At 42.7% G+C, this 12,283-nt stretch carries 13 protein-coding genes; 1 reads left to right on the top strand and 12 read right to left on the bottom strand.

Annotation, left to right across the window (positions count from 1 at the left end):
- Window positions 1–232 precede the first annotated feature (232 nt).
- The 5 genes from AC6ESO_RS30360 to AC6ESO_RS30340 form a co-directional block, all read right to left on the bottom strand.
- On the bottom strand, window positions 233–1,447 hold the full coding sequence (locus tag AC6ESO_RS30360; protein WP_497094602.1) for a stalk domain-containing protein: 1,215 nt from the start codon (window positions 1,445–1,447) through the stop codon (window positions 233–235).
- Window positions 1,448–1,477: 30 nt separating this feature from the next.
- Complete coding sequence (locus AC6ESO_RS30355) at window positions 1,478–1,888, bottom strand: VOC family protein (RefSeq protein ID WP_497094601.1); 411 nt, start codon at window positions 1,886–1,888, stop codon at window positions 1,478–1,480.
- 58 nt (window positions 1,889–1,946) lie between these two features.
- Window positions 1,947–3,662 (bottom strand): SulP family inorganic anion transporter, encoded by a 1,716-nt coding sequence (locus tag AC6ESO_RS30350; RefSeq protein ID WP_497094603.1) that lies wholly within the window; start codon window positions 3,660–3,662, stop codon window positions 1,947–1,949.
- A 172-nt stretch (window positions 3,663–3,834) separates the two neighbouring features.
- On the bottom strand, window positions 3,835–4,161 hold the full coding sequence (locus tag AC6ESO_RS30345) for a metalloregulator ArsR/SmtB family transcription factor (protein WP_494819985.1): 327 nt from the start codon (window positions 4,159–4,161) through the stop codon (window positions 3,835–3,837).
- 131 nt (window positions 4,162–4,292) lie between these two features.
- Window positions 4,293–4,700 (bottom strand): VOC family protein, encoded by a 408-nt coding sequence (locus tag AC6ESO_RS30340; RefSeq protein WP_497094600.1) that lies wholly within the window; start codon window positions 4,698–4,700, stop codon window positions 4,293–4,295.
- 143 nt (window positions 4,701–4,843) lie between these two features.
- Here AC6ESO_RS30340 and AC6ESO_RS30335 point away from each other — a divergent pair, with 143 nt between their 5' ends.
- Window positions 4,844–5,092 carry a hypothetical protein gene (locus AC6ESO_RS30335; protein ID WP_497094599.1) on the top strand — a complete coding sequence of 83 codons (249 nt, stop codon included), beginning with the start codon at window positions 4,844–4,846 and terminating at the stop codon, window positions 5,090–5,092.
- A 105-nt stretch (window positions 5,093–5,197) separates the two neighbouring features.
- Here the strand turns inward: AC6ESO_RS30335 and AC6ESO_RS30330 are convergent, their stop codons facing one another.
- The 7 genes from AC6ESO_RS30330 to AC6ESO_RS30300 all read right to left on the bottom strand — a co-directional run bounded on the left by AC6ESO_RS30330 (window position 5,198) and on the right by AC6ESO_RS30300 (window position 11,908).
- Window positions 5,198–5,821 (bottom strand): hypothetical protein, encoded by a 624-nt coding sequence (locus tag AC6ESO_RS30330; protein ID WP_497094598.1) that lies wholly within the window; start codon window positions 5,819–5,821, stop codon window positions 5,198–5,200.
- Window positions 5,822–6,014: 193 nt separating this feature from the next.
- Entirely contained in the window at window positions 6,015–6,494 is a 480-nt protein-coding gene (locus AC6ESO_RS30325) for a DUF2975 domain-containing protein (protein ID WP_497094597.1), read from the bottom strand.
- 238 nt (window positions 6,495–6,732) lie between these two features.
- The gene (locus tag AC6ESO_RS30320; RefSeq protein ID WP_497094596.1) at window positions 6,733–7,158 is read right to left on the bottom strand and encodes a DUF1801 domain-containing protein; all 426 of its coding nucleotides are present in this window, start codon (window positions 7,156–7,158) and stop codon (window positions 6,733–6,735) included.
- A gap of 663 nt (window positions 7,159–7,821) precedes the next feature.
- Window positions 7,822–8,481: a hypothetical protein gene (locus tag AC6ESO_RS30315; RefSeq protein WP_497094595.1), complete on the bottom strand. Its 660-nt coding sequence runs from the start codon at window positions 8,479–8,481 to the stop codon at window positions 7,822–7,824.
- Between the two features lie 37 nt (window positions 8,482–8,518).
- Window positions 8,519–9,163: a response regulator transcription factor gene (locus AC6ESO_RS30310; protein ID WP_497094594.1), complete on the bottom strand. Its 645-nt coding sequence runs from the start codon at window positions 9,161–9,163 to the stop codon at window positions 8,519–8,521.
- Window positions 9,150–11,213, bottom strand: coding sequence for a sensor histidine kinase (locus AC6ESO_RS30305; protein WP_497094593.1), 2,064 nt, complete (start codon window positions 11,211–11,213; stop codon window positions 9,150–9,152). Before AC6ESO_RS30305 ends, AC6ESO_RS30310 begins: the two co-directional genes overlap by 14 nt.
- Before the next feature lie 119 nt (window positions 11,214–11,332).
- On the bottom strand, window positions 11,333–11,908 hold the full coding sequence (locus AC6ESO_RS30300) for a hypothetical protein (protein ID WP_497094592.1): 576 nt from the start codon (window positions 11,906–11,908) through the stop codon (window positions 11,333–11,335).
- Window positions 11,909–12,283 lie beyond the last annotated feature (375 nt).

Below are 12,283 nucleotides of genomic sequence, written 5' to 3'. Positions count from 1 at the left end.
TTACAACAACCATCGTCCGCAAAGAAACTTAAATAAGCTGTCTCCGGAACAATACCGGAGACAGCTTATTGGGTAGGGCTTTTTCTATCTGTCCACTAAATGGGGTCTTGACCAACGGGCTGCGGGTCTAAAATGTATATATTTTAAAAGGGGGTTGAGTTTTATTATAGCGATCCTTCATTAAACCGAGATGAAGATCGGATTTCAATCGTGTTACAATTTATCGCTAGATTTATCGCGTCAATTTCTCATGACTTTGGCCTGTTAAATGGACTTTATAACGCCCGGAGGTAGTGTTCCTCTCATCGGTTGTACCCAAATCATAATACCCGGAAAGATAAACGCCATCATCTGCAACTTCCCACTTATCTCTCATTACCGCAATAGTGCCCTCGGGAGTCTTTTGCAGTTTAACGCCATATCTATAACCTTTAACACCAAGATACTCTTCGGTAGAATCTTGTAAATTCACCTTCAATAAATTGCTGTGATCATTTACTATAGGCCACGGATCAACACCTGGACCATTAACCAAAATATACATATCTGTACTGGTGAATTTGATATCGAAAATAGGGTTAGCATAGATAAGTTTTAGCTTGCCGTCTTTATATTGATAAATAGAATCTTCCCCGACTTCCGCGTCAACACTGAAGACCAGGTATTTGGTATCCGAAACCGTAAACCAATGAAACGGAGTCCCGGGAGTCCCTGGATAAGGATTATAGCTGTTAAAAGGATATTCGCGACCAGACCAATCATGCAAAACCATTGATCCATCAGCCTTGTAGTAAACGAGTAAGTTATTGTCACCATAAAACACTTTATTACCTTTACCTTCTATTGCCCATTGAAACATGGCTAGATATCGATAACTGTCAGCATATTTTTTAATAAATACCGGTTTTTCAGCAATGAAAATCAGTTTATGGGCGTTAACGTAACCAACCGATTTTCCCAAAGCCTCGCCAATAGAACGCAAAGGTAAATAAGTACGACCACCGGAAGCCTCAGCCGCTACATCCAGCTCCTGTTCAACCCCATTTACGTGTATTTTCTTGCTGCCTAATATCAAATCCACTTTCAGACTGTTCAGCGTTACCGTAATTTCTTTGTTTGGAGCAGACCAATCTACTCTAGCACCAAAAGCTTGAGCGACTGTGCGCAGCGGCACCATCGTACGGCCCTGCTCAACAAATGGTTTATCGCCGCCGGCCTCATTGCCGCCTATAAAAAATCGCTCCTGCCCGATCTCCATAATGACCGTTTTGGAAAAATCTTCTTTCGCGAGACTGACATTGTAATCAAAAAGAGTTGCCGCATTGACAGTAGTCGTTGTGCTGGTAGTTGTAGCTGCGTTGGCAGTAGTCGTTGCACCGACAACAGGTGAAAAGATCGTACCTAGCCCCAAGAAAGCAATAAGACCAAAAGCAATGTGTTTTCTCATCCTATCATTCTCCTCAATCATCTTTCTGTATTAATCACTCCCACCGAAGACCATGACATATCCATCCAGGTCCTTAACCGCGAAATGTTTCCACTGACTGTTTCCCATTCGTTCTATTCTTGGTTCGTATGCGATTATTGCTCCCTTTGACTTGAATTCATTATATACTTGTCCAACCCCGTTAAAATTGCTATAAAAATAAGAATCCCATCCAATGGTTTGCTCGTCCCCGGTCGGTTTATCCGGCTTTGGATTAGGGCGAACGTCTTCCGGCTTATTAGCTTGTTGAAGGATAAAGCCAAGATTATTTCCGCGTTCGGTATGTCCCCATCCGTCAACTTGGAATCCTAGTACATCTTGATAATACGTTCTTGCTTTTTCGAAATCCGAAACTAATCTCACTTGCAGGAAATTCTTAAGATAAACATTCTCGTTACTCAAAGGAACACACTCCCGTTAGTTAATGGACTCGTCAAATGTAAAATTCTTCATCCGCCACTCATACCCTTTTTTTGGATAAAGCATTACATTCGCGAAAAGCGAAGTGTTTACAGCCCAAGCATTTAGTAGTATCTAAGTGGGCAATCGCATGATCGATCGCATTGCCTGTATGTTCAAACACGCGGTCTCTCCCAATACGATCAATCAATCCTGTTTGTTTCAGCAATTCCAATGGCTGCGACTGGATTCCCGATATCAAAATTATGCTGCCAAGTTTCTCTGTATGCTTCACTAGGACTGCGAACTGGGACTCCCCTGTTGTATCCATGAATGGGATCTTACCCATGCGCAGCAATACAATTCTCGAGTGTATTCGGAGAGTATCCATGACTAATTGCTCAAACCTACTTGCAGTCCCAAAAAATAAAGGGCCGTCTATTGTGAGGATGTTGATTTGCGGACAATCGCGTTCTGCTGTCACCATGTAAGATTTTACCTTTTCATGATGAATGGCCGGATCGGGTAAAACCTTTGTGATAGTCAACGTCTCGCTCATTCTTTTGACAAAAAAAATAATTGCCATAGCAAGTCCCACCTCGACTGCAGTCGTCAGGTTCGTAAAAACGGTCAATAAGAATGTGATCAGTAATACCACTGAGTCAGTTGTTCTTGTTCTTAGGATCTGCATGAACTTCTTGCGCTCACTCATATTCCAAGCAACAAGCATCAGGATGGGAGCCATGCTAGCAAGAGGGATATTTGATGCATAGGGAGCAAGTAATAGGAGGATTAGAAAAACGACGATACCGTGTATGATCCCTGATATCGGCGACACTGCGCCGCTCTTGATGTTTGTTGCAGTTCGTGCGATCGCTCCGGTGACGGGTATCCCACCGACCAGAGGTGTCACCATGTTTGCAATTCCTTGGCCAATCAGTTCACGATTGCTGTTATGGCGGCTGCCTGTCATGCCATCGGCCACCACTGCGGATAACAGTGATTCGATCCCTCCAAGAAGTGCAATGATGATTGCAGGCTGAATCAGTATTTCTATCTTACCCCATGTCATTTCCGGAAAGTGAAAATGAGGTAGTGCACTAGGTATGTTCCCATAGACGGATCCGATTGTAGCCACGCTTCCTTTGAAGAACAGTGCAGCAATGACACTGGAAATGACAAGCCCAACTAAGGATCCCGGAACTTTAGGTACTAATTTCGGCATTGCGATCATGAGAATCAAGCCTACTCCCGCAGTCAAGATGCTGTAGATGTTTATCGTTGATAGATGCGTAATAATCTCTCTCATGTTGGGCAAGAAATGTTCATGTTTTTCAATACTTTTAAGACCTAGGAAGCTCGCGATCTGTCCGCTGAAAATAATAACCGCTATGCCGGCAGTAAAACCTATCGTAACAGGACGGGGGATGAACGTAATTAATTTGCCAAACTTTAGTACCCCCATGACGACAAGAATAATGCCTGCAAGAAAACCGGCAATCAATAGATTCTCGTAGCCGTACTGCATGACGATTGCAAATAGGATGGGGATAAAAGCACCTGTCGGTCCGCCAATTTGGAATTTAGAGCCGCCGAACAGCGAAATGAAGATACCGGCAACAATAGTCGTATAGATGCCATATTCGGGCTTAACACCTGAAGCAATAGCAAATGCCATCCCTAATGGAATGGCGATAACCCCTACAATCAGACCGGAGATAAGATCTTTTCTGAACGCGGATGAATGATACCCTTCAAATCTTCCTGTCCATTTTATCCGATTCACCCTCTTATTTTGAATATTTGATTATTTGAATATATATGGAATAATACTCCTGGATTTAGTCGGTGTCAACACGAAAAGAACGGGATTTCGTTCGCGAAGAAACCTCTGTGAATATAAAAAAAGGCCATCCATCATTTCACATGGATACCCTGATTTGTACGATTTATGATTCTTTGCGAATGTCTTCGAGCAGTGAAATCGCATCGACGAGATGATTATCGAAGATTTGCTTTGCTACGGATAATAAGTCTTTGATAAGCGGGTCTCGTAAGGAATAAATGACTGTTGTTCCTTCTTTTGAGCCATATACGACATTTTTATTTCTAAGTACCGCCAACTGTTGAGATACTGCAGAACCTTCAGACCCTAATATGTTTTGTAACTCATTTACGTTTCTGTCGCCTTCGCATAGAACTTCAAGAATTCGAATTCGCATCGGATGAGCGAGAGCCTTGAAGAACTCAGCTTTGAATTGTTGAATCTGGTTCATGGCATTTGCTCCTTAATCATTAAACTTCTAAAGATATGAATATAATAGCACACTTCCGCAAACGGTTGAAAATAAGCGCGAGAAGACAAATTAAGTTCGGCTTATAATGAGACTTTCACCTCGGCAAAACTCTACGCTACGAAATTTGATTTACCATGAGCCACTAACATATTTCCGCTAGGGTCATAAAAATCGAAATCCATTCCAAGGATCTCTGTTTCTCCGGATTCCGTTCGAATAGCTCCTCTTTCTTCTCTAACCTCGCCAATTTGTACCTCTTTACTCTTTAGGTCGGACAGTAACTTCACGATATCCGCTGCTTCAAAACCGATAACGACCGACATGGTTCCCTGGTGCAATTCCCTTTCGCACAGAAAGATCGATGGACCCGAAGGGAGAGCAACTATGGCCATTTTATTGTCCGGTCGTTTAAAGTGCAGCTCAAATCCTAGTTTACTTATGTACCACTCCATGGATTCCTCAAGATTCTTAACTGGAACTTGAAGAAATGAGACACTGTTAATATTTGTTTCTGCCATATGAAATAGCCTCCCATAAAATGAATTGGACTCCTGCTTTCCATTAACTCCAAACAAATTAATTGTATTAAATTTGCTTTGCGTGTTGTACTGGTGTAACATTTACTAATAAAAGCACCTTTGGAGAAGAGGATAACCTAATCATGGCAAAAGAAAAACCGCTATTCGCTCCTAAACAAGAATTAAAGACAGACCAAGATTTCGAATTAGCGATGATGCATAAAGAACCCATTGAAGCCTACCAAGATCGTATGCGCATGAGACCTATTTCGACAATTAAATCTTACAATGAACACTCCGTACGTATTGTCGATGGAACAACCATCGTCCGTGGCTCAAGCAGATTTTACACGTTAAGTGAAGAGGATAGACAGAAATACATTACACCTTAATAATACCGTGGAAGGGGAGGCGCATTGCGCCTCTCCTTTTCTTTATAGCAAGCCGCAGAACAGCAGTCCTTCTGCGTCCTCTCGCTTGAGCACATCTCGATCCGACTAAGCGCGCGATTTCTCCTGTTGCCTGGACCATAGATTTTGATACAATCCCGTAACCGTCAGTCGGACAATGCCTTCTTCGCTTAACGTTATCGCATCCTTCTCATACGCATCATTCGGAAATAGGTAGAATGAAAATTCATCCCCATCCTTGAAATTAAGGCCGCCGGTGCCGTACGTGGTGCTTTCATACTCGTTTCCCTTATATTCAGCCGTCATCTTCGCAGCCATCTCAGTTGTGAACTCATGTTCGCCTACCGTCTTATGATGCGTGCCCGAAATTAATGACGCTCCGTTACGCGAATAAGTTCCAACCGCCCGAAATCCGATCCGATACCCTCCTCCTTGCAAGCCGGCGTTATCGATCCACATCACATAAATCCGGTGCGCCCCATCATTGTACAACTCTTTTCCTACGTTGCTCTCCAAATCGGCCAAATCGATGGAAACGGAATACTCCCCCGTAACGGCATAACCGTGATTATCTGTAAACTTCTCCGTGTTATTCGCGATATCCGCCATTTGTATCGTCCATGCAGCCGGATAGCCAACCACCCAGTAATAAGAAAATACCACAGCAGCCGCGCCGATTATCGCAATGATAAGTTTTGTTTTAAGTTTCATTAGAGCCTCCGAATCTGTTGAAATCTAACAACTCTAGTGTAACATGATCTCGAACTGCTCGCTTGAAGGCGGTGATTATTAGGCTATGTTATACTCTAAAGTCGATATTGGACCATAAGAAAACCGCCTTGGTGAAAAGGCGGTTTTCTGAGCTTTCTTCAATTCAGAGCCTTAAAGCTCCGTTAGTCTTTCATTATTTTGACTTTATATCCGGGGCATTTTTTAATGGCTTTTGAAGTACGTCCACAATGGCTGCGATGATACTTGTTGCTAAGATGCCCATTAAACATAATGAAGTAGGACCCGCAGCATCATCACTATCTATAACTTGAGCAAGCACCCTTAAACTAACTATTGCTATCAAAATAAGGAAAATAACTGTAAAAGCACATTTCTTTATAATCTCCAATGATTTAAGCGATAATCCAGAAAAAGCAATGTTCTTCTCGATGTAAGTTAATAGTTTATATGCTTGATACAACACAACAGATAACGCAATACAAAATCCGTATGCGCATATTAAAAAGGGGATTAGGAAGGAAGCCGTCTCTGGATGTACCCTTGCATCTCTAACGGCTATCTCAGGCAACCAGATACACAAAGCAAGCACTGCGATTCCAATCAGTACAATAATTACCTTTAAGAACGTGGTTGAACCTCGTTTAACATGCATTACAAACACCTCGCTTATTTAGTAACAACATGATATTAGCACAATGTTTATCGTATCACAATAAATAAGTACTGTTTTATATTATATTATTGTTGTTATTTAAACATCCCTTAAATTATGTAAAAGAGCATTTCCCATTACAAAGAAATGCTCTTACATCGATAAAATAAAAAAGCCGCGTTGCACGCGGATTGTATGAATATATTTTCTTGTCCTTTTATAGAAAATCAGAAGTATATTATCGTGTCGCCTCAACCCCAAATCGTATTGCCTCTTCAAGAATGTCAATGTTTATATCTTTTAGTGTTTTGAACTTAATACAATATCCGCTCACACTCGCCTTGCCCAGTTTTTTTCCATACGTCCGGTTTAAATATGTCTTATCTTTAATACCAAGGATATAGACAGAGATTCCGGTTTTATTTGCACTGATACCAATTTGATAAAACTCTCTGGTTTTTCCATCAGCATATTTTATGGTGTGGATTCCATATCCTATATTAGGATTAGAAACCGTTATATTTTCATTGTTTTTACCGTCTAAGAACCATAATTTACATACTGGCATTACTTGCAGAATGATGCGGTGCAAAGTTTGCATATCACTACGCTTTGGTTCAGATTGGCAGGTCATATAATTTTCGATTTGTTCTTGTACGTTCATATAAAGTGCACACCTCTTCAAATAATGCCTTAGTCCACGGAACGCAATCTTACTACCAAATCTTGAACTATTAAATTCGGTGAACTGATCGAAGAATCCTGCCCGTTAACTCAACATTGTCGTTTACCGACCTACGAGTAGCTAATTAAAATCTTACAGTGGGGAGTTTTGTAAAAATTTTCTCCACCTCTTCGTATCCAGGCGGTAAGGAAGAGGTGTAACGTGAGGGAAGTGCAAACACAAATTTATCGTTTTGACCCAATTCGATTGGTGCGATTGGTCCCCCTCCAATAGCAATATTACCTTCCAGAAGAAAATTCCATGAAGTCAGTGGAATTACCAATATGGGTATGTCTTGGCAATTGTTCGGTCCAACGAGGGTCTCGGATAGATATGACAGGGCCCGTTTCGGTTTTATCGTTTGCTTCGTAGCTTTTCCATTTACTTATTACAATGGAAAAACCATTCCAGCTTTCGGGTAAAGAAAACCGTATTGTTTATTTGTATACACAATGGAGTTTGCATCGGCGGGCGAAGATGAATCCATTTGGGTCGGAGGCGGTGTTACTTTTGAGCAGCCAGTTAGAAACAACGTCAATATCATAATTGAAACAATATCAGGAAAGAAAGGTTCACTCTAGCATTCATAGCGATTTATACTCCCTAGTTTTTACTAGGACTCGAAATAGTCATTTTCTCTGCCGACTGTTCGGCAGATGAGTCAATGCTTTTATTTAGGCTGAGCCAGACGGCTCGCCCCATCAAGATAAGCCCGACACCGTAAAGCGGTTCCCCCAAGAGAAATCCAAGCGGTACAAAACGGCCAAGAACGATGCCAATCATTAGAAAACAAGACGATTTAATAGAGAATGCTCTGCCCCGTATTGAAGCGATCCCGAATAAAAACAATCCTAATATCATCGTATCGAATCCAAATTGAATAACGAACTTTAGCGCAGGGGGATATCCGTCATCAAGCAAGTCCGGAGCGATATCCCTCAGGATGGGAAATAGAAATTGCCGCATCCACATGTTGCCTGCATCAAGCACACCTCCGGTAAAAGCGATCAGAAAACTGATGAGTCCGAGAAGCCCCACATTCTTGGATTGGGTAATATACAAACCGACAAGGCCCAGGAGAGTCAACAACGAGCTGATCTCGCCCAGATAGAGATGTTCCCTCACAACGCAAACCTCCGAGTTGTTTAGCGGCGGGCACATGAATCCTAAAAAAGGATTCGGTATGGAGAGAATTCCCGAAACAATGCAGGCGATCGCCATGATTCGAATGAGTACGGCGGGGATATACAAATTATTATTCATTGGGATTATCACATCCTTTCTTATTAATGTCCGAAGATTATCCCATGCCGGCTTCTTTCGCACGTTTGATGGCTTCCGACCGGTCCGCGACTTGCAGCTTATTGAATATATTCGAGACATGGTTTCGTATCGTTTTGGAACTCAAGCCTAGCCGTTCCGCGATTCCGGGATTATTGACTCCTTGCGCAATCAGGCTAAGCACTTCAAGTTCCCGTTCGGTGAGCTCAGGAAAAGCGTAAGACGGCTGTCTTCTACTTATATTGTTGAAGAAGTGAATGAGTCTGTTCGCAATAGAAGCGCTGAAGATCGCTTCTCCGCTCGAAATTGCGCGTATGGCTCGCGTTGTTTCTTCCTGACTTGCCCCTTTAAGCAAGTATCCCTTGGCGCCTGCTTTCATGGCGGAGAAAACAGAATCATCGTCGTCGAACATCGTTAATACTAAGATGCTGATGTGTGGACTCGTTCTTAAGATTTCACGAGTGGCTTGGATGCCATTAATCCCAGGCATTTTAAGATCCATTATGATCACATCGGGCTGTAGTTCTTTCGAGATCGCAATTGCCTCTTCCCCCGAAGCGGTCTCTGCGATAATCTCGAAGTCCGGTACGGAAGTGAGAAGATTTCGAAGCCCATCCCGGAACAGAGGGTGATCGTCGGCGAAGATGATTCTAATGGCGTCCATCGAAGTCCTCCTTTTTGGGTAAAGGGAAAATAACCTGAATTAATGTACCTTCTTCGGATAAGGAGAACATTTCGAATGTGCCCCCTAATTCCTCTGTCCGTTCTTTCATGGAAATCATGCCGATTCCTCTTTTTGCGGTGGGAGCGATTCCTCTCCCATTGTCTTGAATTTCAATGTGAATACATTCGTTCAATATCAATCTTATGATGCATTCTTTCGCTTCAGCATGACGTATAACGTTCGCGATCGCTTCTTGCACGATTCGATAGGTGGCGACCTCGACTGCGGCAGGCAGCACAGGAAGTTGGGAAGGACCTTGCAGTTGAATTTTCACGGCCCCATTGTTGGTTTGCAAAATTAACTCATTAATGGCATAAAGAAGGCCTAGTTCATCCAGTACGGGCGGTCGCAATGCGTATACTAGTTGCCGAATTTCAATAATTGCGCTTTGTAATTGGTTCCTTGTAGCAGCCAGTAAATCGTCTGCAACGCGTGGGTTTTCCTTGTATACATTCCTTGCCGCCTCGATATTCATGCTTAAGCTCGCCAATTGCGGACCTAGTCCGTCATGGAGGTCACGTCGAATTCTCTTCCTCTCTTCTTCTCTGGCCATGACAAGGTTTTCCTTCGATTTGATTAAATCGGCCGTGAGTCTGACGGAATAGGCGGCAAGCCCGACATGGCGAGCGATATCTTCGATCAGCCGCTGTTCATGCTGGGTAAATCCGTCGTGGGAAGAACGCATACCTAAGGCAAGTTCGCCTACCTTCTCGTGATGATAATTGAGATCCAAGTTAATTTGCCGCGCGCTAGGGACGCCATAGGTCGCCGAAAGACTCAGGGAGTCGCCGTTCTGCAAGTAAATGGCAGCATACGGAAGCTTTAATACTTGTCCGATCGTTTCGACGACACTAGGCAAAACGGTATGGGGAGCAATACTCGCTTCCAGGTTTTTACCTAGCATGGATAAGGCTGTGTAAGGCGAATGACGCTGACCATACATGAGTTGATTGACGTAGAACTGTAACTTCTCTCGGATAAGTTGAAACAAAACGACAATGACGCCGGAAGCAACTAGAGAAATCAGGAAGCTTTCCTTCGTTCCAGTAACTGTCTCAAACATCTCACCGATGCTTGCATAGATGATGGCTACGATGCCACTTAAGAGGATATATACGGCGATGCGGTTATAGTAAACGTCCAGCTCCCACAGCTTATACTTCAGAAAAGCAATTGCCAAAGAAATAGGAATAAAGGATACGGTCACAGTTTGAAGCAGCGTCCATATAATCTTTAGGAATACACCTTCCGGATCCGTGAATAGATAAGCTCTGTAGATTGAAATCAAAGCGACTGCAAGGCTGACGATGAACCATTTCGCTTGCTGTCGTTGAACGACTTCGGATACTTTACGATACCGATAGATTTGTGAAGTGAAACCGGCTGTATAGATTAAGATCATCCAGCCGATTTCAAGCCAGTGTGGCCACGTACCCGGATTGAGAACGATTTCAGGGACAAACGCGCTCCCGAAAGTGCTAAGCATCCATAAAGCGGCAATAAACATTGTCCAACGAGGTGCGAATTTTCCGTTCGGAAACAAAAAAAGCAAAATGATCAGGCCGGAAGATATAAATTCAATCGCATGCCCTATCAGTTTGCTATATGGATCGGCTTGGTTGATATCTTCCATTACCAAGACTGGTGCTAAAGCAACGAGAATCATGGAAGCGAACAGTGTGAACAAGTCATACTTGTTTTTCCACCACAAGAGCACTCCCAATGCGTAAAAAGCGATTCCGTTTAAGAGTACCATGGCCGTTTTGAAAGTAGCATAAGAGGACAAAGGGTAGCCGAAAGCATGAAGCTGCACGAACTCTTTGACGGTTAATTGACCATAGTTCGAGCATCTACTCATGGAGCAGAGCACTCGATAACCGGTGTCCTGGGCAATCATGCTCTTGATAAAAAGCCATAGGGATAAAAGCACGATCAGGAACCACACGAGCCATAATACATGCACCAAGAATGTCTTTTGTACTTTGCTCATCGTCGTACGCCCTTTTTACTACTATTTAGGATCTGTATATAATTTCAATAACATGAAGCTCTTCCCTTCTGCTCACTATGTGGTTATTGGAAAAATAATATGGAGGTTTCTATTAATTCTTAGTTGTTGTTACCCGTAGCTGACAATGTTGCTTCTTTTCGTTGACCATCTGATTTCACCCTAATAAATATGGCTCGGCTTAACCAAAGCAGTCCAACTCCCCACACAATCGGTGAGAGTGCAATGGGTGAAGGAATGAACTCCGTAAATAGTGATGCCAGAATCAGAATTAATCCCGTACGAGGCAAGCTTTTGGCGATCAACGCACTAATACTAAAGTACAACCAGCTCAGTGCATACAACACAAAAACGATATCGGCAGCCATCTGTGCGGTCGATAAATCTGATGAACTCTCTAGCATAGGTTTCACATAAGCATCTACCCAATTCGTGCACATAAAAAGAGTATTGCTAATAAAAATAACCATCGTACTAATAAATACATTCATGCCCGCTCTGCTCTGATGAAAGAGAAAAGCCACAACTCCCAACAGAACGCACACTAAGCTCGCCACGTTTAAAGATCCGCTAATCGCTTCTGATGATAAGTACTTGTTCCAGAAGGGACCCAAAATTTCCAAGAACCCTCCTAACATCCCAAACGCCGCAAAGACATGTAATCTGTTCATTTGCATAATTGTCTTCCTCCTTTTAAATTTCATAGTTGAGGATTGTAGTGCTACATCCAAATGTTCACATTGCAAATATACTCCAAAAATGTCCCTTGTTCGTGGGAGTAATGTCCCTTGATCCAGGGATTTTATTGACCACAAAATAAAAATCTCGTATAAAAACAAAGCCACTCCCAACAAGGAGTGGCTTTGTTTGAATAGGCTCGAAAACGGGTTAGCTGCTTTCTTGAAATAATGAAGGTAATTAGGGCTTAATCCTCCACTAAACTCCCTCTATGGAGAATCGCTTTTCTCTTAAATGCTCGCGTTTTCTTAGATTATGACCAAGTGTTCTTCTTCACAGATAACATCTAGATGGAACGAAGTTGTAGATGAAGA

This window comes from Paenibacillus rhizoryzae (assembly GCF_059686995.1).
This window is presented reverse-complemented; position numbering and strand designations above follow the sequence as displayed.

What these genes read in the sequence shown, in the direction of transcription:
- AC6ESO_RS30340 (WP_497094600.1), bottom strand. Translation starts at nt 4,700, where the DNA reads ATGGCAGAAACAAATATTAACAGTGTCTCATTTCTTCAAGTTCCAGTT.
- AC6ESO_RS30310 (WP_497094594.1), bottom strand. Translation starts at nt 9,163, where the DNA reads ATGGACGCCATTAGAATCATCTTCGCCGACGATCACCCTCTGTTCCGG.
- AC6ESO_RS30330 (WP_497094598.1), bottom strand. Translation starts at nt 5,821, where the DNA reads ATGAAACTTAAAACAAAACTTATCATTGCGATAATCGGCGCGGCTGCT.
- AC6ESO_RS30335 (WP_497094599.1), top strand. Translation starts at nt 4,844, where the DNA reads ATGGCAAAAGAAAAACCGCTATTCGCTCCTAAACAAGAATTAAAGACA.
- AC6ESO_RS30300 (WP_497094592.1), bottom strand. Translation starts at nt 11,908, where the DNA reads ATGCAAATGAACAGATTACATGTCTTTGCGGCGTTTGGGATGTTAGGA.
- AC6ESO_RS30305 (WP_497094593.1), bottom strand. Translation starts at nt 11,213, where the DNA reads ATGAGCAAAGTACAAAAGACATTCTTGGTGCATGTATTATGGCTCGTG.
- AC6ESO_RS30320 (WP_497094596.1), bottom strand. Translation starts at nt 7,158, where the DNA reads ATGAACGTACAAGAACAAATCGAAAATTATATGACCTGCCAATCTGAA.
- AC6ESO_RS30345 (WP_494819985.1), bottom strand. Translation starts at nt 4,161, where the DNA reads ATGAACCAGATTCAACAATTCAAAGCTGAGTTCTTCAAGGCTCTCGCT.
- AC6ESO_RS30360 (WP_497094602.1), bottom strand. Translation starts at nt 1,447, where the DNA reads ATGAGAAAACACATTGCTTTTGGTCTTATTGCTTTCTTGGGGCTAGGT.
- AC6ESO_RS30315 (WP_497094595.1), bottom strand. Translation starts at nt 8,481, where the DNA reads ATGAATAATAATTTGTATATCCCCGCCGTACTCATTCGAATCATGGCG.
- AC6ESO_RS30325 (WP_497094597.1), bottom strand. Translation starts at nt 6,494, where the DNA reads ATGCATGTTAAACGAGGTTCAACCACGTTCTTAAAGGTAATTATTGTA.